Annotated in this window: 15 protein-coding genes; 7 read left to right on the forward strand and 8 right to left on the reverse strand. The window is 69.9% G+C overall.

Annotation, left to right across the window (positions count from 1 at the left end; translation table 11 throughout):
- Positions 1 to 2 precede the first annotated feature (2 nt).
- From DRB06_RS00840 to DRB06_RS00870, 7 genes are read right to left on the reverse strand one after another with little or no spacing between them, the layout of a single operon-like run.
- Positions 3 to 1,568, reverse strand: a complete 1,566-nt coding sequence (locus tag DRB06_RS00840) for a cell wall metabolism sensor histidine kinase WalK (protein ID WP_108966525.1) — start codon at positions 1,566 to 1,568, stop codon at positions 3 to 5.
- The gene (locus DRB06_RS00845) at positions 1,569 to 2,654 is read right to left on the reverse strand and encodes a phosphotransferase family protein (protein ID WP_111818892.1); all 1,086 of its coding nucleotides are present in this window, start codon (positions 2,652 to 2,654) and stop codon (positions 1,569 to 1,571) included. It abuts the gene before it with no gap.
- Complete coding sequence (locus DRB06_RS00850) at positions 2,651 to 3,853, reverse strand: phosphotransferase family protein (RefSeq protein WP_073327231.1); 1,203 nt, start codon at positions 3,851 to 3,853, stop codon at positions 2,651 to 2,653. The genes DRB06_RS00845 and DRB06_RS00850 overlap by 4 nt, the downstream gene beginning before the upstream one ends.
- On the reverse strand, positions 3,840 to 5,705 hold the full coding sequence (locus DRB06_RS00855; protein WP_181575146.1) for an ABC transporter ATP-binding protein: 1,866 nt from the start codon (positions 5,703 to 5,705) through the stop codon (positions 3,840 to 3,842). Before DRB06_RS00855 ends, DRB06_RS00850 begins: the two co-directional genes overlap by 14 nt.
- Complete coding sequence (locus tag DRB06_RS00860) at positions 5,698 to 6,819, reverse strand: glycosyltransferase family 4 protein (protein ID WP_111818893.1); 1,122 nt, start codon at positions 6,817 to 6,819, stop codon at positions 5,698 to 5,700. The genes DRB06_RS00855 and DRB06_RS00860 overlap by 8 nt, the downstream gene beginning before the upstream one ends.
- Positions 6,819 to 8,036 (reverse strand): glycosyltransferase, encoded by a 1,218-nt coding sequence (locus tag DRB06_RS00865; RefSeq protein ID WP_108966532.1) that lies wholly within the window; start codon positions 8,034 to 8,036, stop codon positions 6,819 to 6,821. The genes DRB06_RS00860 and DRB06_RS00865 overlap by 1 nt, the downstream gene beginning before the upstream one ends.
- Positions 8,033 to 9,343 (reverse strand): glycosyltransferase family protein, encoded by a 1,311-nt coding sequence (locus tag DRB06_RS00870; RefSeq protein WP_111818894.1) that lies wholly within the window; start codon positions 9,341 to 9,343, stop codon positions 8,033 to 8,035. The genes DRB06_RS00865 and DRB06_RS00870 overlap by 4 nt, the downstream gene beginning before the upstream one ends.
- 262 nt (positions 9,344 to 9,605) lie before the next feature.
- On the opposite strand from DRB06_RS00870, the gene DRB06_RS15690 reads away from it, so the two are divergent.
- Entirely contained in the window at positions 9,606 to 9,833 is a 228-nt protein-coding gene (locus tag DRB06_RS15690) for a hypothetical protein (protein ID WP_146750763.1), read from the forward strand.
- 94 nt (positions 9,834 to 9,927) lie between these two features.
- Positions 9,928 to 11,685, forward strand: a complete 1,758-nt coding sequence (locus tag DRB06_RS00875) for an alpha-isopropylmalate synthase regulatory domain-containing protein (protein WP_111818895.1) — start codon at positions 9,928 to 9,930, stop codon at positions 11,683 to 11,685.
- 36 nt (positions 11,686 to 11,721) lie between these two features.
- Here DRB06_RS00875 and DRB06_RS00880 read toward each other — a convergent pair whose 3' ends face one another.
- On the reverse strand, positions 11,722 to 13,335 hold the full coding sequence (locus tag DRB06_RS00880) for an aspartate:alanine exchanger family transporter (RefSeq protein WP_073327224.1): 1,614 nt from the start codon (positions 13,333 to 13,335) through the stop codon (positions 11,722 to 11,724).
- A 380-nt stretch (positions 13,336 to 13,715) separates the two neighbouring features.
- Between DRB06_RS00880 and DRB06_RS00885 the strand changes: the two genes are divergently transcribed.
- The 5 genes from DRB06_RS00885 (at position 13,716) to DRB06_RS00905 (ending at position 19,871) form a co-directional block, all read left to right on the forward strand.
- Entirely contained in the window at positions 13,716 to 15,497 is a 1,782-nt protein-coding gene (locus tag DRB06_RS00885; protein WP_108966539.1) for an acetolactate synthase large subunit, read from the forward strand.
- A gap of 4 nt (positions 15,498 to 15,501) precedes the next feature.
- Positions 15,502 to 16,014, forward strand: coding sequence for an acetolactate synthase small subunit (ilvN, locus tag DRB06_RS00890; RefSeq protein ID WP_108966541.1), 513 nt, complete (start codon positions 15,502 to 15,504; stop codon positions 16,012 to 16,014).
- Positions 16,015 to 16,023: 9 nt separating this feature from the next.
- Positions 16,024 to 17,055, forward strand: a complete 1,032-nt coding sequence (gene ilvC, locus DRB06_RS00895) for a ketol-acid reductoisomerase (protein WP_111818896.1) — start codon at positions 16,024 to 16,026, stop codon at positions 17,053 to 17,055.
- A gap of 258 nt (positions 17,056 to 17,313) precedes the next feature.
- Positions 17,314 to 18,672: an AAA family ATPase gene (locus DRB06_RS00900; RefSeq protein ID WP_111818897.1), complete on the forward strand. Its 1,359-nt coding sequence runs from the start codon at positions 17,314 to 17,316 to the stop codon at positions 18,670 to 18,672.
- 98 nt (positions 18,673 to 18,770) lie between these two features.
- Positions 18,771 to 19,871 carry an AAA family ATPase gene (locus tag DRB06_RS00905; protein ID WP_181575147.1) on the forward strand — a complete coding sequence of 367 codons (1,101 nt, stop codon included), beginning with the start codon at positions 18,771 to 18,773 and terminating at the stop codon, positions 19,869 to 19,871.
- Positions 19,872 to 19,880 lie beyond the last annotated feature (9 nt).

Raw genomic sequence — 19,880 nt, forward strand, 5'->3', positions numbered from 1 at the left:
TCTTAATCCGACTCCTTCTGCTGCGCCGACCGTGTCTCGCCAACGGTTGTCAGGGGAATGCGCAGCGTAAACACAGATCCTCTCCCAACCTCGGAGGAGATTGCGAGTCGGCCGTCGTGCGCGTCAACGATGCTCTCCACGATGCTCAGGCCGAGGCCGGCCCCGGAGGCGTGGCGCGTGGCCTCAGCGGTCCGGGCGAACCTGAGCCGGATGCGCTCCACATCCTCCGGGGCTATCCCGATGCCCTCGTCCTCGACCCAAAGGAACAGCTCACTCCCATTGATCTCCGAGCCGATGGCGACCCGCGAATCCTCCTCGGAGTACTTCACCGCATTCGCCGCGAGCTGCAACCAGGCCTGGGTGATGCGCGCCGGGTCGAGCACGGCCGTCCCGGAGGCACACCCTCCCAGCTGCCAATCCCGGTCTCCCAGAGCGCAGGCCTTGTCGAATACTTGCAGCGTCAGTGCCTCGATGTCGGTGGGCTCGGGGGTGACGAAGTCGCTCTGCGAACTGCGTGCCAGATCCAGTAGATCGTCGATCAGCGTGCCCATCCGGTCCAGCTCGTCCAGGGCCAGCTCGGAGGTCTGCCGCACGTCATCCGGATCGTCGGGGTCGATGAGTTCAAGGTGACCGCGCACCACCGTTATCGGGGTGCGCAGTTCATGGCCGACGTCGTCGAGCAGCTCCCGCTGGGCCTCCACCGCGCGCTGCACCCGGTCCAGCATGCGGTTGACCGCGGCCGCCAGCGCCGACAGGTCGTCATGACCGCGCACCCGCACCCGGGTGGTCAGATCGCGTTCGTCGATCGACTCGGTGGCGTTGCGCAGCTCCCAGATGGGACGCAGCAGCCGTCCGATGCCCAACCAAGCCAGCGCCGCCACCAGCATCATGGTCACGGCCGCCGCGGAGGCGTACATGCGCATGGTGCGCCACAGGCCGGCCTCGGCGGCGTTCAGGTCGACGACGCGTGCCAGGACGGCCGTTGTGTTTCCGTCCGTCACCGGCACGGTGAGCACCTGGTAGCGTCCGTCGGCGGTCTCGATGGTGAAGATTGAGGAGACGTCCGCGTCCGCTCCGGCCAGTAGCCGATCCACCAGTTCGGGATCGTCCTCCGGGCGCAGCCGGACGCCCTCGGCCGACACCCACTGCACGGCGCCGTCGACAATGCCGAGCTGCCCCTCCCCGGAGCCCAGGACGGAGCGCTCCATGTAGACGCGCAGCGTCTGGGCCGGGTCGCTCAGCGGCTCCCCGCTGGTCGGGTCGATGCCATCATCCGCCAGGCGTCGCAGTTCCTGGCGGGTGAGCACGAGCCGGTCGTCGATGTCCGCATGGGTGGAGCGCAGATCCAGCATCCACACGGCGGCGCCGGAGGTCGCCAGAGCGACCGAGGCGACCAGGATGATCGTCCAGATGATCCGGGTGCGTATGGTCGCCCGGGAGAACGGGGCGGTGACCTTCACGCGTCCATTGTGCCCGCCGCGGCCCTGTTCGCGCTCCTCGTTCGGCTCCCGCCCATGCTCTGCGCCGCCGGTGTGGCCGCGCCCGCCGTCGGCGAACGGGGCATACATTCATCCTCCCGGGGTGCGGGCCGCCCAGGCCCGGTCGGGTGCGGCGGCCAGGCACAGGGACTCGCGCGTCCAGGCAGGCAGCCACGACTGTGCGCCGGGGCGGAAGGCGTGTACGAAGCTCAACCGCAGTCGCGAAGCCAGGTAGTAGACCGACAGCCTGGATGCAGATGCGAGGTCTCGCCCCAGGTGTTCCAGGAGCCGACGGATGTGCGTGTGCGCCACCGTGCCGAGGCGCCCCTGGGCGCGGGCGAGGTCCACGTGCGCGGCCAGGTTTCCCAGGTCGAGGGCGGGTTCCGCCAGAGCGGCGGTGTCCAGGTCGAGCAGTGACAGGGTGGTGCCGTCCCACAGCAGCTGACCGTCGTGCAAGTCCCGGTGGGAGGCGGCCGGCGGGTCTCCCGGCTGCCGCAGCAGGGCGGAGATCCGGTCGACAGCCGCGCCGACTCCATCCGGGGCTCCGATGACGTCGATCACGCCCAGGTTGCGCGCGTGGCGGTGCCAGCGTTGCAGCACCGCCGCCTCATCGGTTCCGGTGTGCTCCGGCAGCGTCTCGGGACGGATGACCCCGGGCCACAGCTGTGCCAGCCGCTCCCACCCGGGCGACCCGGCGTCTGCCAAGTCATGGAGGGAACGGCCAGGCAACAGTTCCAGGTCCACGCTGGAGGCGGAGCGGTCCAGAACTTCGGCGGTGCGCAGGCCGGCCCGCAGGAACGGACGCGCGGAACGCGGGTCGGCCAGTCTCGCGGCCTTCCCGGCGCGCACCAGTTTGTGCACCCGGTCAGCGCCCATGACGACGGCGCGGCGCCCCGCACGGTGGACCACCAGGCGCCCTTCGGCGTGCGGGGCCACCAGCAGTGGGGACAGGCTTGGCAGGGCCGGATCCTGGGCGTAGGCGAGTGTCTCCACTTCTCCGGTCACATGGATCCTTCCAGCCCGCAAACGCCCCGAGGAGTCCCGGCACTCGAAAACCAGGCCCCGGTCCTTGTCCGGCCAGGCGCGCTCCCACCCGGCGAGCCCCCGGAGCGCGGCAATGACGGGCTGCGGGTTCTCCTGGGCGGATGTGGTACGGGTTTCCCCACCGGTGCTCATGATGCCTCCTGCGATTGCCGGCAGTGCAGGTTCTTCCCGAACCCCCACCCGGCGCGACCGGGCGACGCGTCGAGCAGAGCCTCGATACGGTCGATTTCTGCGGCGATTCGGCGGCGCCAGTGGGGGTCGCCATGGCGCAGCGGATCCTGGAGGCGCTCCAACCGGGCTCGGGCGACGGCCTGCCGCAGCTGGTCGTCGCCAGGGACCCGGCCGCCGGCGTCGGCGTAGCCCTCAAGCAGGGCGAGGGCGGTGGAGGAGTCGGCCATGGCCAGGTAGGAGCCCAGGTCGACGACGGCCGGCGCCAGCCGGGCCCGGTCGAAGTCGGTGAGCCAGATCCGGCCGGTGCTCCGGTCCAGGAGCACCTGATCGGGAGAGGCATCCCCATGGATGAACACCGGTTCTTCCCACGGCTGCCGGGGCATGACCTCGCCCAGGCGGTGTACCCGGGCGGCGAGCGTCGGGTCCAGGTGGTTCAGTATGCGGGTATGCACCAGCGCCGGGTTCTCGGCGTCCGGGACCAGACTCTCCAGGTTCCGCCGCAGTGCCTCGGGTAGCGCGGTGGTGGCCGCGTGCAAGGCGGCTAGGGCGGCGCCGGCGCGGGCGGTGGCCGTCTGATCGTGGTGGCGGCTCAGGTCGGTATCGCCGACGAAGCGTTGAATACTCACGTGCCCGGTGCCCGGTGGATCCGGGACGGGCAACTGCGGGGGGACCGGCACATGCCGGGACGCGAAGTCCTGCAGGGCGTTGACCCGTCGCTGGGAGGCCGCGGTGACCCGCACCACCCCACCGGGTGTGCGGACCACCAGGCGGCGCAGCGGGTTGTAACGCAGCAGATTCCCCTCCAGGGCTCCCAGGAGATCGGCGTCGCGGGCCGCGGCGGTGTGCTTCACCAGTGCCGGGTCGGCGGCCACTTCTCCGCTTTGGAACAGCAGGCCGTCGCCGGTGTCCCGCTGCGTTGTGCGCATTCCCAGCCGGTCGGCGCGGCGGGCGGCCTTGGCCGCCTTCACCCGGCTGCCCGGCCACAGCAGTCGGGCCCAGCCCGCGCTGCGCCCGGTGTCGGCCCGAAGCAGGGACACCGTCACCGATACTCCCGGTTTAATGCGCATTCGTGCGGCCCGTACCGGTGCTCCGACGAGCTCGCTGAGCCGGTCAGGGGCGAGCACCATGTCGACGGCGCTGCGCGTGCTACTGACGTACATGAGTCCTCCCGTTCAGGTCGTCGGCCCGGTTGTTGTCCCGGGCTGTTTCCCGTTTGACGCTGGTGAGCAGTTCCTGCTGGGCGGCGCCGGCGGCGGCCCACGCCTTGAATAGCGGCGACTCGTCGAGCAGCTGCTGCGGGGTGCCGTCGAGCCGGACCCGGCCGTCCTCGATCCAAATGACCCGGTCGGAGCGCATGGCCACCTCGGTCTCGTGGGTGACCGCCAACAGGGTGCGGCCGCGGGAGAGCCGGTCGACGGCGTCCAGTACGGCCGCCGATGACGTCGGGTCCAGGCCGGTGGTCGCCTCGTCCAGGATCACGACGGGCGCGTCGCGCAGCAGCGCCCGCACGATGGCGACGCGTTGGCGCTGGCCGCCGGATAGCGTGCCGCCGCGTTCGCCGACGATGGTGTCGTAGCCGTCGGGCAGGGAGGTGATGAACTCGTGCGCCCCGGCCGCCACCGCGGCGGCCTCCACCTCGACGTCGGTGGCCTCGGGACGGCCCATGCGGATGTTCTCCCGGATGGTGTCGGCGAACAGGACCGCCTCCTGATGCAGCACCGATATATGCGAGCGCAGCTCGGTCAGGTCCAGACTGGTCAGGTCGTGTCCGTCCAGGCGCACTCTGCCGTTCACCGGGTCGATCGCTCGTACAACCAGGGAGGTCAGGGTGGACTTGCCGGAGCCGGACGGACCGATGATGGCCACATGTTCGCCCGCCTTGATCTGCAGGTTGATGCCGTGCAGGATCTCGTGGCCGTCGTACTCGGTGACCACGTCCTCAAAGGTCAAGGAGCCGCGCACGTGCCCGAGCGGCACCGGGTCAATCGGGGAGACGATGTCCGGGCTCACGTCCATGAGGTTGGCCACCCGCTCCCCGGAGGCAGCGGCGCGGGCGATGCGGCCGGTGTACTTGGCCATGTCGCGCAGCGGCTTCATGGTGGTGCGCAGGTAGGTGTTGAACAGGACCAGGTCGCCGGGGGTCATTGCCCCGGCCAGCACCCGCAGACCACCGCCCACCAGCACCACCGCGGAGGCCAGGCCCACGATCACGTCGGTGGTCCGCTCCAGGCGCGCCGCCAGGCGCAGTGAGCGCACACCGGCGTGCAGGGAGGTCTGGTTGGCGTTGACGAAGCGGTCCTCCACGATCGGCTCCAGGCCATATGCCTGCACCACCTTGATGGTGCTCAGCGCCTCCTGGGCGGTGTTGGCCAGGTGCCCCTCGGACTTGCGGGTGCGGCGGGCCGCGGAGGTGATCTTCTTCGAACTGCCCGAGGAGGTCAGGAAGAACAGGATGATCGCGCCCACCACCACCAGCGACAGCAGCGGGTCCAGCCACACCATCACCCCCAGCATGACCGTCAGGGTGAGCACGTTGGCGGCCAGCGGCAGCCCCGCAGTCACCGCCACGTCCTGCATGCGGGCCACGTCCGAGACGAGGCGCTGCACCGTGTCCGCGGAGCGATTGCGGGAGTGGAACTGCTGGGAGAGGGTCTGCACGTGGTGGAAGGCGCGGCGTCGCAGCGCGATCGCGGTGCGGGAGCCGGCCAGTGCGAAGGAGACGGTGGCCAGGTAGTTGCACAGCGCCCGCATGGCGACGATCGCGATGAGCGCCGCCCCCAGCCCGAGCAGGCGGGCGAGGTTGGCGGGCGCATAGCCGGTTTCGGCACCCAGCGAGGACAGCACCGAGTCGATGACGATCTTCATGGGCCACGGCTCGGCCACCCGGAAGACCACCTCGGCCAGCAGCGCCACCGTGCCGCCGGCCACCAGCCGGACCTGCGGGCGCAGGTCCGGGGCGACCAGGCGCAGGGTGCGGCTCAGCGCGGAGCGGGAGATCTGGGGTTCAGACATGCTGCACCTCCGCCTGGTTGAGGATCTGGGCGACGACGGCGTCCCAGCCGTGGTGCTTCTCCGCCCGGCGCCGTCCCAGCTCGCCGCGGCGGGCACGCAGCTGCGGGGTGATCGCGAGCGCGTCCAGGGCGGCGGCCAGGGCGGCCGGGTCCGACGGCGGCACCAGGACGCCGATGCCGTCGAGCAGCCGCGGCAGCTGGCCGACGGCGGAGGCGACCACCGGCAGTCCGGCCGCCAGGTACTCCAGCACCTTCAGTGGGGAGAAGTACTGCTCATCCTCCCCGCCCAGGTCCGGGTAGGGGGCCACGCCGATGGCGCTGCCCGCCAGTGCCGCGGGTACGTCGTCCGGCGCCAGCGCCCCCCGGAAGTCAACCTCCAGGCCGAGTTCCTCCGCCTGGGCGTGCAGGGCCTCGCGCTCGGGGCCGTCCCCGATGATGCGCAGACGCCAGTCCTCCCGGGCCAGGGCGGCGGCCCGCAGCAGGTCCGCCACGCCGTGCCACGGTTTGAGCGTGCCCACGAAGGTGACGATCACGGCGTCCGGGTCCTCCGGGGAGGGGCGCAGCCGGTTCAGGTTGACGCCGTTGGGAATGGTGACGGCGCGCGGGGCGTCCACGAGCCCGCACACCCAGCGGCGCACCGGTTCCGAGACGCATACGGTGGTGCGGGCGGCACGCACCTGGGCGCGCAGGGCGGACCGGGCCCGCGCCTCATCCACCAGGGTGCGGTGGTGGCGCTGTTCGTCGATCAGTGGTGAGTTGACCTCCAGGACTCCGGGAATGCCGGCGCCAGCCAGGTCGGCCAGGGCGGTGGAGAACAGGGAGTAGCGCTCGTAGACCAGGTCCGCGCCGTCCTCGCGCACCTGCTGGGCGAGCAGGGCGGCGGCCTCGGCCTGGGCGCGCTCGCGGGCGGCGGCGTCGGCCGCATCGATCCGGACGATGCGCACGGGCAGGTCGGCCAGCTCAGCGGGCACCAGGTTGCCGCGGCGCACCGCGTAGACGGTCACCTCGTGGCCGGCGCGGCGCAGGGCGCGCACCACCTCCTGAATGTGGACGGAGGCGCCCTTGGCGCCGAAGATCGGCACGCCCGGGTCGGTGCAGATGTAGGCGATACGCATCAGTGAACCTCCTGAAGTTCGGGGGTGGACTCCCAGGCGGACAGCACGGCCGCCTGGGCGCGGGAGTCGAAGTCCCGCTCGATCAGGGCGCGGGCATTGCGGGCCAGCGGGGCGGCGTCGACGGTGCCCTCGGCCAACTCGCGCAGAGCCCGGGCGAGTGCTTGCGGGTCGCTGTGCGGCAGCAGGATTCCGGTGTCGCCGTCGCGGATGACCTCTGGTAGGCCGGTGACGTCGGTGGCGATCACGGGCGTGCCGCAGGCCATCGCCTCCAGCACCACCGTGGGCAGGCCGTCGATGTTGCCGTCCTCGGCGGGCTTGCTCGGCGCGGCAAACACCTGGGCGCGGCCCAGCAGGGCGCGCACCTCCGCCTGGGTGAGCGGCCCGAGCAGGTTGACTCGGTCTTCCAGCCCCAGAGCGGTGATTTGCCCGGCCAGGCAGTCGCGTTCCTCGCCCTCGCCGGCGATGTCAGCCACGACCGGAATGCCGGCCTTGGTGAGGATGCCGACGGCGTCGATGAGGTCGTCGAAGCCCTTCTTGGCCACCAGCCGGCCGACCGCTACGACGTGCAGCGGGCCGTCGGCGGGGGCGGGCGGGCGGAATGGGAAGCGATCTAGTTCGAGGGCGTTGTAGCGCAACTCGATGCGCGCCCCGGTGCCGGCGAGCACCGAGTACAGGTAGCGCTCGTTGTAGCGGCTGATGGCGATCACCCGGTCGGCGTCGGCGCAGATGCGGCGCAGCCACAGCGGGTCCACCGACTCGTGGTAGATGTCCTTGGCGTGGGTGGTGACCGTGTAGGGGATGCCGCTCAGCTGGGAGGCGATCCAGGCGGTGCGGCCCGCCAGGGAGGCGAAGTGGGCGTGCAGGTGGGTGATGCCGGCGTCGCGGGCGGCGCGGGCCAGGGCCGCCCCCTGCGCGACCTCGTCGCCCGGCAGGTCGGCCACGGCGGGCAGGATCTCCGCCAGGTGCGTGCGCATGTCCGGCTCGTTCACCGAGTTCGCGAGCAGCTCCCACATGTCGATGGCTCGACGTGGGCGCGGCACCCAGTTGACTTGGGCGCGGATGCGGGCGATCTCCGGGTGGAAGCGGGAGTCGGTGGTGGGGCGCAGGGCGTAGATGGTCAGGTCGTCGCCCAGCGCCTCGCGGGCGAGCATTTCGGTGACCACGAAGGTCTCCGAGAAGCGGGGGTAGACCTTGAGCACGTATCCGATGCGAGTCATGAGGCTATCTCCTGTAGTGCGTGGGTGGTGGCCAGTTGTGCGCGCAGCAGGGCGGCGGCGCGGCGGGCGGTGGCGGGCAGCCCGTCGGTGTTCAAGTCGGTGCGGGGCATGCGCCGGGTGACGGCCCCGGCGGCCCAGGCGGTGAGTCCCTCGGGGGTGAGCTCGGTGGTACGCATGACGTCCACGGCGTCGACCGCCTGGAGGGCGCGGGCGCGGATGAGCTGCTCCAGGCGCGGTTGCTCACGCGGGACGATCAGGGCCGGGGTGGAGGTGGCCAGGATCTCGCAGGCGGTGTTGTAGCCGCCCATGGCGATCACCGCCGCGGCCCGTTCGATCCACCGGGTCAGCCCGGGTAGGGAGCGGTGCACCTCGGTGGTCGGGCCGGCGGCCGCCTGCACGGCGTCGAAACCGGCGTCATCCAACTGTGGGCCGGTGACCAGTACGTGCCGGTGGCCGGTGGGCGGGGTCATACGGACGGCGCTGCGCAGCAGCTCGAGGCCGTCGGAGCCGCCGCCGACCGTGGTCAGGACAAACGGGTCCTCCGGCGCCCGGACGCCCCGCTCCAGCAGGCTGCGGCCCTTGGCCAGGTAGCCGGTGAACACGGCGCGGTCGCGCAGGCACATGGGGACCTCGCCGGTGGTGACGGGGTTGTGCACGGTGGGGTCGCCGTACACCCAGACCTCGTCGATCAGGCGCCGCAGGTTGGCGGGGGTGTCCAGGTTGCGCCATTCGGCTGCGGCGACCTCGGGGGCGTCCAGCACCTCGCGCAGGCCCAGCACGATCCGGGTCTGGGGTGAAGTGGCGCGCAGGTGCTTCAGTGGTGCGCGCAACTCCTTGCGCACCCCGTAGATGTGGCGGTCGACGATCACCAGGTGCGGGGCGAAGCGCTGGAGTGTGCTGGCGACGAGCCCGGAGCGGAGCGTGGCCAGGGAATCGGGGGTGCCGCGCAGGCCGCGGGGGCGGTATCCGTTGCCACCCTTGGTGAAGCCCGGCAGCACCAGCCAGTCGAAGCCGGCGGGCAGGGGGAAGCCGGGGGAGGGAGACACTCCGGCCACCAGCAGGCCGGTGACCGACGCGCCGGTGAGCGCGGGCAGCTCGTTGGCGAGTTGGTGGGCGAGTGCGAGGTTGCGGCGAAGGTGACCCAGGCCTTGGGCGTCGTGGCTGTAGAGCACGACGCGGATGTTGCGGGGCGCCGACCGGCGGGCCAGGGCCCGTGTAGAAGTGGGGATGGCCGGGCTCGGCGGCTCCGGGGCCGGCCGTGGTGGCGGCACCGTCAGGGTCGGGGTCAGATGCTGTGGGCGGATCATGGGAGTATTCCTTCCGGTCGCCCGGTGGCGACTTCATAAAGAAGACTCCCGCCCGCCCAGAAGGCGACGGTGAGACAACGATGAGAGTTTTCTAAGGTGGCCTTGCGTGCTCTGTGACCCGCGGCCTGCTCCGCGGCCGAAGGCCCGGTGAGGTGCGGGTTGCGGCAGGCGTGGGGCGGCCGGCGGCTAATCGTCTAGGCTGTACGCAACCCGCAGGCCAGTGCCCCGCCGGCCGCGGCACTCGTGGATGCGAAGGACGCGCATGAGCGACTTGGTTAGTACGGCTCGCAAGACGCTGTGGCACGCCCGCCACGGCGGAATCACCGGGGTCAAGGAGTTCCGGCGCCGCCAGCGTGTAGCAGCACAAGCACGTGCCGGTAAACGGTCTCGTGTACGGGCGGACGAGAACAACTTCCCGGCGTGGAACGTGCAACGCGTAGACGTTACCGGGCTCGCACCGGGCATGCCACGGATTGACGCCCGCGGGTGAGCACCCTCTCAGAGCGCGGCGGTCGCGGGAGCAGACAACGTGTCGGAATGTGACAGACTCTCCGGTGAACAGCCACCGCGGAAGGGGACCACATATGCCCGCAGGCACGCTCAACGTCGCCGCCTATGACACCACCCTGCGCGACGGGGCCCAGCAGCAGTCCATCGCCTTCACCGTCGCCGACAAGCTGGCCGTCGCCCGGCTGCTGGACAACCTCGGGGTGGCATACATCGAAGCCGGCTGGCCCGGCGCCATCCCCAAGGACACCGAGTTCTTCGCCCGCGCCCGCACCGAACTGGAGTTGCAGAACGCCCGGCTGGTCGCCTTCGGCTCCACCTGCAAGGCGGGCGTCTCCGCGGCCGACGACCCGCAGGTGCAGGCCCTGTTGGACTCCGGCGCGCCCGTGGTCACGGTGGTCGCCAAGTCCGATCCGGTGCACGTCGAGCGGGCCCTGCGCACCAGCCTGGGGGAGAACCTGCGCATGGTGCGGGACACGGTCACGGTCCTGGCCGCGGCCGGCCGCGAGGTCATGGTCGATCTGGAGCACTTCTTCGACGGCATCGACCACGCCGAGGCGGGCGCGGCCGGTTCCACCGCCGCGTCCTCCGCGACCGGTCCGGCGGAAGGTGCCGTGGGCGGCGAGGCCACGGGCGTCGTCGGCGACCCGGAACTGCCCTACCCGATCGCCGTCGCCCTCGCCGCGGCGCGCTCCGGCGCCACCGCCGTCATCCCCTGCGACACCAACGGTGGCACCCTGCCCAATCGCGTCGGCGAGCGGGTGATCCGCCTGCGGGCGGCACTGCGCCGGGCCGGGTACGCCGACTGCACCATCGGTATCCACACCCACGACGACGCCGGCGTGGCCGTCGCCGGAGCGCTGGCCGCCGTCGAGGCCGGCGCCCGCCAGGTGCAGGGCTGCGTGAACGGGCTGGGCGAGCGCACCGGCAACGCCAACCTGCTCACTCTCATCGCCGATCTGGAGCTGAAGACCGACTTTGCGGTACTGCCCGGCGACCCCGCCGAGCGCGCCCGCCGCCTGGCCGAACTGTCCGCCGTCTCCCGGCACGTCGGTGAGATCGTCAACCGGCCGCCGTCGAGCCGCCTGCCGTATGTGGGCACGAAGGCCTTCGCCCACAAGGCCGGGCTGCACGCCTCCGCGATCCGTGTGGATCCGAACCTGTACCAGCACATTGATCCCGAGCGCGTGGGCAACACCATGACCATGCTGGTCTCGGAGATGGCCGGGCGCGCCTCGATCGAACTCAAGGCCCGCGAGTTCGGCATCGACACCGCCGGCGACCGGGAACTGCTCACCCGGGTGACAGAGACCGTCAAGGCGCGCGAGGCCGCCGGCTACACCTACGACGCCGCCGACGGCTCCTTCGAACTGCTGCTGCGCACCGCCCGCGGCGACCTGCCGGAGTACTTCCGGGTGGAGTCCTGGCGCGCCTCCATCCAGGCCCGCCCCCTGCCCGGGCAGCGGCTGCTGTCCACCGAGGGCGACACGGTCACCGAGACCGAGGCCACCGTGCGCCTGTGGGCCGGCGGGCGGCGCTTCGCGGTCCTGGGGGAGGGCAACGGGCCCGTCAACGCCCTGGACCACGCGCTGTGCGCGGCACTGGAGCAGGTCTACCCCGAGACCGCCGACTTCGAGCTGACCGACTACAAGGTGCGCATCCTGGACACCGAGCGCGGTACCCGCTCGGTGGTGCGCGTGCTCATCGACATCACCGATGGGGAGGAGACCTGGTCAACCGTCGGCGTGGGCACGGACGTGGTCGAGGCCTCTTGGGAGGCGTTGACCGACGGGCACATCGTGGGCCTGCTGCGCCGCGGCGTTGAACCGCGGTAGGTGCAGCGTCGGCTCACAGGCCGCCTTCGGCTCGGCTCACAGCCCGCCCAGGAACTGGGCGATGAAGATCTTCACGATCATGGCCACCGGATAGACCATCGCGTAGCCGAGCGCCACGCGCGGGTCGGAGCCGGTGCGCTCGTTGGCGAAGGCCAGCACCGCGGGCTGCGTCTGCAGGCCGCCGAGCAGGCCGGACAGGCGCGTACCGCCCATCTTCACGATCCAGCGCATGGACGCGTACATTCCGAAGCCCACGATCGTGGTGATCACGAAGCCGGTGATCAGGATCTTCCACCAGTCGCCGCCGGTGAAGGCATTGGCGATCTGGCCGCCTGCGCGCGTACCGGCCTGCGCCAGGAAGATCAACAGGCCCAGCTCGGAGAGCACCGCCGTCGCCGTGAACGGCATGGCCGTGACGAAGCTCTTGATGCGGCCGATGCGGCCGAAGATCAGGCCGATGATGAGCGTGCCCGCGGCGGAGCCGATGGAGAAGGTGGAGCCGCCCGGTAGCGGGATCGCCCACTCACCGATGATGATGCCGACGGCCATGCCCAGCCCCATCGCCACCGGGTTGATGGAGGAAAGGCCGTGGGCGGAGTCGCCGAAGAACTTGGACAGCTCGGCCATGCGGCCGGTCGGCGCTACGACGCGCACGCGGTCGCCCTGCTGGAGCACCAGGTCGGGGGTGCCCACCATGTCCACGTCGCCGCGGCGCACGCGGGAGATGGTGGCGCCGAACTTGTGGTCGATGTCGAGGTCGCTCAGGGCGTGCCCGGCAAGCTTCGGGTCGGAGACGGTAATACGGCGGAAGTCGAGGTAGCGGCGGTCCTCGATCAGGGAGTGGGAGGAGGAGTGGCCGATTTCCGCGATGACCTGGTTGACGGCGTCCTGTGTGCCGACGACGGTGATCAGGTCGTCCTTGTAGATCCGGTCGGTGGGGGTCGGCCGGGTGATGGGGCCGGTCTCGCCGCGGCGCAGGCGGGAGAACTTCATCTCCCCGCTCACGCGTTCGGCAATGTCACCCAGCTGTGGGGCGTCGTCGCGCTCCACGCGCACCGTGCGGTTGATCAGGGGGGAGGGGGCGTCCTTGTCGGAGCGGCGGTAGCGCAGCGCGAGCAGGCAGAAGAACAGCATGCCGATGACGCCGTACAGGTAGGCGACGGCGTAGCCGACCGTGGCGATCGCCATGCCGTCGGCGTTGCCGGCCGCGGTGGCGGCCCCGCCGGCGGCGGCCAGGGCGGGCGTGTTGGTCAGCGCACCGGCGAAGGCGCCGGCGATCATGGCGGAGTTCATTCCCAGGGCTCGGCCCACGGCCAGGCCGGCCCCGGCGCCGACCACCAGCACCACCAGCATGATGGCCAGCGGCCCGGCGGCCGTGCGCAGCACGTGGAAGAAGTTCGGCCCGGACTGGATGCCGATCGCGAAGGTGAAGATCGCCAGCCCAAGCGTGCCGATCTGGGCGGGCACCTCAATGGTGATGCCCTCGGCGGTGCCCCAGGCGGCCAGGACGATCCCGGCGAAGAGGACGGCCGCCGCCCCCAGGCTGACGCCGCCGACCCTGATGCGTCCGACCAGCATGCCGATGCCGATAAGCAGGAATAGGACCAGAACCGGGTTCTCGGCCAAGGCATTGAGTAGTCCGGTGACCACGTGCTGATGCCGCCTTCCTCTTGCACGGGCCGACGGCGTTGCCCACACCGTGGCCGCATAGCTGCGTGTTTAACGGCAGTATTCTGGCATCCCGCTTTAGCTCATCGGGCGGACCAAAGACCGCGCCGACGCGAGACGTCTGACATATGTGGCTGAATGCAGCAATATGCGGCAGCTGCCCCACCGCCGGCTGCCCGCTGCCCCGTCGTCGCCCGGCAGTCTGCGAGCCCACATCCGCGGTCCGTGATTCCAATATGTGAGACAACGGACGGTGAAATCGACGTTGCGGCGCGCGGCATCATACGGTTCCACCTGAGTCGGCCCCGGCCGACCAGGCAAGTAACTCAAGCACGCTGAGCTCACGGATAGGAGGGCGGACGATGGTTCGTGACAGTGGTTCCCCGGACCAGAACCAACAGATGACAGGTGCCCAGGCGCTCGTGCGTTCCCTGGAGGAGATCGGCGTTACCGACATCTTCGGCATGCCCGGCGGCGCGATCCTGCCCTTCTACGATCCGCTGCTGGCCAGCGAGAAGATCCGCCACGTGCTGGTACGACACGAGCAGGGCGCTGGTCACGCCGCCGAGGGCTACGCCATGGCCACCGGGAGGGTCGGCGTATGCGTGGCCACCTCCGGCCCCGGCGCCACCAACCTGGTCACCGCCATCGGCGACGCCCACATGGACTCCGTGCCCATGGTCGCCATCACCGGCCAGGTCGGCTCCACCGCGATCGGTACCGACGCCTTCCAGGAGGCGGACATCGTCGGCTCCACCATGCCGTTCGTCAAGCACTCCTTCCTGGTCACCTCCCCCGACGAGGTCCCCAGCCGCGTCGCCGAGGCCTTCCACCTGGCCTCCACCGGCCGCCCCGGCCCGGTGCTCATCGACTTCACCAAGGACGCCCAGGTCGGCGAGACCGAGTTCCACTGGCCGCCGCGCATGGACCTGCCCGGTTACAGCCTGCCCGGCAAGCCCAACCAGCGGCGCATCGCCCAGGCCGCCGAGGCCATCGCCTCTGCCGAGCGCCCCGTCTTCTACCTCGGCGGCGGCCTGAGCCGCGCCGGCGTGCCGGTCGAGCAGCTGAACGAGCTGGTCCAGCTGGTCGGCGCCCCCTTCACGACGACGCTGACCGCCCTGGACGTGCTGCCCACCGACCACCCGCTTAACCTGGGCATGCCCGGTATGCACGGCACCGTCGCCGCCGTCGGCGCCCTGCAGCGCGCCGACCTGATCATCACGCTGGGGGCCCGCTTCGACGACCGCGTCACCGGCAAGCCGGACACCTTCGCCCGCCACGCCGCCGTCATCCACGTGGACATCGACCCCGCCGAGATCTCCAAGATCCGCACCGCCGACATCCCCATCGTGGGCGACCTGAAGGACGTGGTGCCGGCCCTGACCGCGGCCTGCCGCGAACAGTTCGCGGCCGAGCCGCGCACCGAGATCGACCAGTGGCTCACCGAGGTCGCTCACATCCGAGCCACCTACCCCACCGACTGGACCGACACCGACGACGGCCTGCTCCAGCCCCAGGAGGTCATCACCCACCTGGACAAGGCGGCGCCCGAGGACACCATCTGGGTGACCGGCGTCGGCCAGCACCAGATGTGGGCGGCCCACTATCTGCACTTCAACCAGCCCCGCTCCTGGCTCACCTCCGCCGGCGCCGGCACCATGGGCTACGGCATTCCGGCGGCCATGGGCGCGAAGGAGGCCTGCCCGGACCGGCCGGTCTGGCTGATCGACGGCGACGGCTGCTTCCAGATGACCAATCAGGAGCTTGCCACCTGCTCGCTGAACAACATCCCCATCAAGGTCGCCATCATCAACAACTCCTCCCTGGGGATGGTGCGTCAGTGGCAGACCCTGTTCTACGGGGAGCGATACTCCAACACCGACCTGCACACCGGTGCCGGCACCGAGCGCATCCCCGACTTCGCCAAGCTGGCCGAGGCCTACGGAGCGGTCGGACTGCGCTGCGAGCGGCTTGAGGACGTTGACGACGTCATTGCGCAGGCAAACGCCATCAACGACCGGCCCGTCGTCATCGACTTCATCGTGTCCGCCGATGCCCAGGTGTGGCCCATGGTCGCCGCGGGCGTGTCCAACGACGAGATCCAGCACGCGCGGGGCATGAGCCCGGCGTGGGAGGAGGACTGAGACCATGAGTGAGAAGCACACGCTGTCCGTCCTGGTGGAGAACAAGCCCGGCGTGCTCACACGCGTGTCGGCCCTGTTCACCCGCCGCGGCTTCAACATCCATTCCCTGGCTGTCGGCCCCACCGAGCACGAGGACGTCTCGCGCATCACGGTGATCGCCGACGCCGAGGGGCCCGCCATGGAACAGGTGACCAAGCAGCTGAACAAGCTGGTCAACGTCATCAAGATCGTCGAACTGGATCCGGACACCTCGGTGGGCCGCGAGCTGTACCTCATTAAGGTCCGTGCCGACGACTCCAACCGGACCGCCGTACTCCAGATCGTCGACCTGTTCCGGGCGCACGTCGTGGACGTGTCCCCGACCTCGGTCGTCATCGAGTCCGTAGGCTCGGAGTCCAAGGTCAAGGCCCTTCTGGACGCCCTGGCCCCCCACGGGGTCAAGGAGATCGTCCAATCCGGTGCGGTCGCGATTTCGCGCGGTCCCCGTTCCATCACCGATCAACTCAAGGAGAAGTGAGAACTCACCATGGCAGCTGAGAAGTTCTACGACGACGCCGCCGACCTGTCGGTCATCCAGTCCAAGAAGGTGGCCGTCATCGGCTACGGCTCGCAGGGCCACGCCCACGCGCTGAACCTGCGCGACTCCGGCGTGGAGGTCGTCGTCGGCCTGCGCGAGGGGTCCAGCTCCGTCGCCAAGGCGCAGGAGGCCGGGCTGACCGTCAAGCCGATCGCCGAGGCCGTCGCCTGGGCCGACGTCACCGTCGTGCTGGCCCCCGACCAGGTGCAGGCCGAGCTGTACAAGCAGGAGATCGAGCCCAACCTCAAGTCCGGCTCCGCCCTGCTGTTCTCCCACGGCTTCAACATCCACTTCGGCTACATCACCCCCGCCAAGGACATCGACGTGGTGATGGTCGCCCCCAAGGGGCCCGGCCACACCGTGCGCCGCGAGTTCGAGGCCGGCCGGGGCGTGCCCGTGCTGGTCTGCGTGGAGCAGGACGCCTCCGGCCAGGCCTGGCCGCTGGTGCTCTCCTACGCCAAGGCGATCGGCGGCACCCGCGCCGGCGCCATCAAGACCACCTTCCGCGAGGAGACCGAGACGGACCTGTTCGGTGAGCAGACCGTCCTGTGCGGTGGTGTCTCCAAGCTGATCGAGTACGGCTTCGAGACGCTGGTCGAGGCCGGTTACCAGCCCGAGATGGCCTACTTCGAGGTCTGCCACGAGCTCAAGCTCATCGTCGACCTGATCAACGAGGGTGGCATCTCCAAGCAGCGCTGGTCCTGCTCCGACACCGCCGAGTACGGCGACTACGTCTCCGGTCCGCGTGTGATCACCCCCGACGTCAAGGAGCACATGAAGGAGGTCCTCGCGGACATCCAGGACGGTTCCTTCGCCAAGCGCTTCATGGACGACCAGGCGGCCGGCGCCCCGGAGTTCAAGCGGCTGCGCGCCGAGGGCGAGGCCCATCCGATCGAGGCCGTTGGCCGTGAGGTGCGCTCCATGTTCGCCTGGCGCGCCGATCGCGACAAAGACTACACCGAGGGCTCGGCCGCGCGCTGACCCGGTGGTAGGCCGCATCCTTCCGGAAGAGAATGTGCGGGCATAGTGCTCGACCGTTTATTACGGATTTTGCGGTGCTAATACATCCCGGTGGGGGTGGCGGGCTTCGGTCCGTCGCCCCCACGCATTTTCCGGATTTAATCGTTACAGAACGCGGTCAATGTCGCGTTTTGAGCACGTTGGCGCTTTCTCGTGTATTGGTACTTACCTGAGGATAAACTGAGAGGCGTATCGACGGGAGGCGAGGGGGGCAGAGGTGTGCTTACTCGTTTTGAGGTAACGGGATTCAAGAACCTCGTTGACGTGAGGGTGGACTTCGGGCCATTCACCTGCATCGCCGGCCCCAACGCGGTGGGAAAATCCAACCTGTTCAATGCCATCGAGTTCCTGTCCCTGCTCAGCTCCAACTCATTCCACGACGCCTGCCTCCAGGTGCGCCCGACCGCTCAGCAGCATCTCGACGTCGCCTCCCTGCTGTCCGCCGGCGTGCTGGACGGCGCTGCCAACTTGGGATTCGCCGCGGAGATGATCCTGCCGCCGCGGGCGGAGGATGAATTCGGGCAGACGGTGGCGCCGTCGTGCGGTTACGTGCGCTACGAGGTGGAGGTTGCCGTGCAGCAGGATCCGACCGTCCCGGGAGGTCTGCGTCTGCGGTTGGCGCGGGAGCAACTGCGCGCACTGGACGATGCCGCCGGCGGCCTGCGTTTCCCGGAGGCGGAGGCGTGTCGGCGGTTCATCGCCTGCGGGCCCTCAGATTCGGAGGGCCGTTTCCTCGACTATCAGGCTTCTCACGGTCAAGGTGCGGTGATTGTTCACCGGGAAGCCAACGGCAGGCCGCGGCGGGTGCTCGCCGATGGTGCCCAGCGCACCGTGCTTTCCGCCGTCGCCAGTGCCGAATACCCGACTATTCTGGCGGCGCGCACAGAAATGTCGTCGTGGAGATTCTTGGCCCTGGAGCCCTGCGCCATGCGTGCCCCCGATGATTTAATGGAGCGGAGCACCATTTCCGCTTCCGGGGCGCATGTGCCGGCGGCGCTTTACCGGCAGAACCTGGCCGCCGGGCGTGACGGTGCGGTGCTGCACCGCGTGTGCGACGCCGTCTCCCCGTTGGTCGACGTGCGCAGTCTGACGATCACGGAGGACCCGGTGCGTCAGGCCCTGGAGCTGCGGGCCCAGGTCGGGGACGCCCCGGAACTGCCGGCGCGGGCGCTGTCGGACGGGACGCTGCGCCTGCTCACGCTGGCCGCGATCGGGGTGGCGGAGGACTACTCGGGGATGCTGTGCCTGGAGGAGCCCGAGAACGGGATTCACCCCGCCAAGCTCCCGGAGCTGTACCGGCTGCTGCACGGCCTGTCGGCGCCGGCCTCCCAGCACCTGCGACAGGTCGTCGTCAACACGCACTCGCCCAACCTGTTCCAGTGCGCCGAGGACGCCGAAGTGCTGTGCGCCGTCGGGCGCAAGACGCGCAGTGGGGACGGCACGCGCGGCGAGGCGGTGGACTTCCACCCGCTGGCCGGCACCTGGCGTGCCCGGGGCTGGGGCGGCCAGGGCATGCGGCCGGTTCCCCGCAGCACCGTGCAGGCCTATCTGGGCGGCTCCGCAGCGGCCGCGGACTGAGCCGGCGCGGAGGTGCCCGGCTCTTGCCAGTGTTGGAGCGGCACGGCTGTTAGCCTGGTCGGGGACTTGTGCAAACGCTGCGGGAAGGAGTCGAGGCCGTGCTGACCAGGATCGAGGTCTCGGGGTTCAAGAACCTCCGGGACGTCGCCGTTGACTTCGGCCCGATGACGGTGATCGCCGGGCCGAATGGCGTTGGGAAGTCGAACCTGTTCGACGCGATCGAGCTGCTCAGCCTCCTCGTGCAGTACCCGTACCGCGAGGCATTCCGGCGACTGCGTTCCGATGGCGGCCAGAAGACGCCGCTGCGCGTGCTCTTCCCGCCCGAGTCGCTCGCCGACGGACACACGGTCCGGCTCGCCGCGGAGGTCACGGCCGACGTCGACGTGACGCCGCCCTGGCAGATGGCGCTGCGCGATCCTCGGTCGGGGCTGCCAGTGGCCCCCACGCGTACGGAGAGGTTTCGCTACGAGGTCGAGTTCCGCGTCAATGAACGCGATGGCGACACCGACCTCACGTTGGTTCGGGAGCACCTCGTCTCCGACACTCGCGGGACGCACATCTGGACGAGCGAAGAGTCATTGGATAGCGATGATGCGTCAAATGACGACTCTTTTGACGTTGTCTTTGTTGGCCGCGATGATGTTGAGCCTCCACCAGGATATGGCCAGCAAGCTCTGCCGCTGCTTTCGGTCGAAGACAGTGTAAGTACCCTGCTCGGCCATCCGGCCGGTGCGGGCTCCTCACGAGCCGTCGCCGCCGTCGCTGCGCAGATGCGCTCGTGGCGCTTCCTGTCCCTTGAGCCCTCCGCACTGCGGCGCGCGGATGACCGCGATGAGGAGGCGGACATCACGGCGTCGGGAGAGCACTTAGCCTCGACTCTCTACCGACGTGCCGCTCGGGACGGCGACCAGGTCTACGAGGACATCATCGATGCTCTGGCCCCGTTCCTTGAGATGCGCACGCTGCGAGTGGTCCCCAACGGCGACTACCTGGAGCTGCGCGCCAGGATCGGGGACGGGCCCGAGCTGTCCGCGCGCAGCCTCTCCGACGGCACCCTGCGTCTCATCGCACTCGCCGCTCTCGCGGTGCTGGATTCCGGCCCGAGCCTCGTCGCAATCGAGGAGCCGGAGAACGGCCTGTGTTGTCTCATGACTTCTGGGACTGTTGGATCTCATGACATCTGGGAGTGTCAGAAGTAGTGAGATTCT

The organism is Actinomyces sp. Z5 (assembly GCF_003287795.1).
GTDB lineage: Bacteria > Actinomycetota > Actinomycetes > Actinomycetales > Actinomycetaceae > Actinomyces > Actinomyces glycerinitolerans.

Excerpts from the sequence above, each read along its gene's own strand:
- DRB06_RS00850 (WP_073327231.1), bottom strand. The coding sequence starts at position 3,853 with ATGTACGTCAGTAGCACGCGCAGCGCCGTCGACATGGTGCTCGCCCCT.
- DRB06_RS00855 (WP_181575146.1), bottom strand. The coding sequence starts at position 5,705 with ATGTCTGAACCCCAGATCTCCCGCTCCGCGCTGAGCCGCACCCTGCGC.
- DRB06_RS00875 (WP_111818895.1), top strand. The coding sequence starts at position 9,928 with ATGCCCGCAGGCACGCTCAACGTCGCCGCCTATGACACCACCCTGCGC.
- DRB06_RS00840 (WP_108966525.1), bottom strand. The coding sequence starts at position 1,568 with ATGTATGCCCCGTTCGCCGACGGCGGGCGCGGCCACACCGGCGGCGCA.
- DRB06_RS00885 (WP_108966539.1), top strand. The coding sequence starts at position 13,716 with ATGGTTCGTGACAGTGGTTCCCCGGACCAGAACCAACAGATGACAGGT.
- DRB06_RS00860 (WP_111818893.1), bottom strand. The coding sequence starts at position 6,819 with ATGCGTATCGCCTACATCTGCACCGACCCGGGCGTGCCGATCTTCGGC.
- DRB06_RS00865 (WP_108966532.1), bottom strand. The coding sequence starts at position 8,036 with ATGACTCGCATCGGATACGTGCTCAAGGTCTACCCCCGCTTCTCGGAG.
- ilvC (WP_111818896.1), top strand. The coding sequence starts at position 16,024 with ATGGCAGCTGAGAAGTTCTACGACGACGCCGCCGACCTGTCGGTCATC.
- DRB06_RS00870 (WP_111818894.1), bottom strand. The coding sequence starts at position 9,343 with ATGATCCGCCCACAGCATCTGACCCCGACCCTGACGGTGCCGCCACCA.
- DRB06_RS15690 (WP_146750763.1), top strand. The coding sequence starts at position 9,606 with ATGAGCGACTTGGTTAGTACGGCTCGCAAGACGCTGTGGCACGCCCGC.
- ilvN (WP_108966541.1), top strand. The coding sequence starts at position 15,502 with ATGAGTGAGAAGCACACGCTGTCCGTCCTGGTGGAGAACAAGCCCGGC.
- DRB06_RS00845 (WP_111818892.1), bottom strand. The coding sequence starts at position 2,654 with ATGAGCACCGGTGGGGAAACCCGTACCACATCCGCCCAGGAGAACCCG.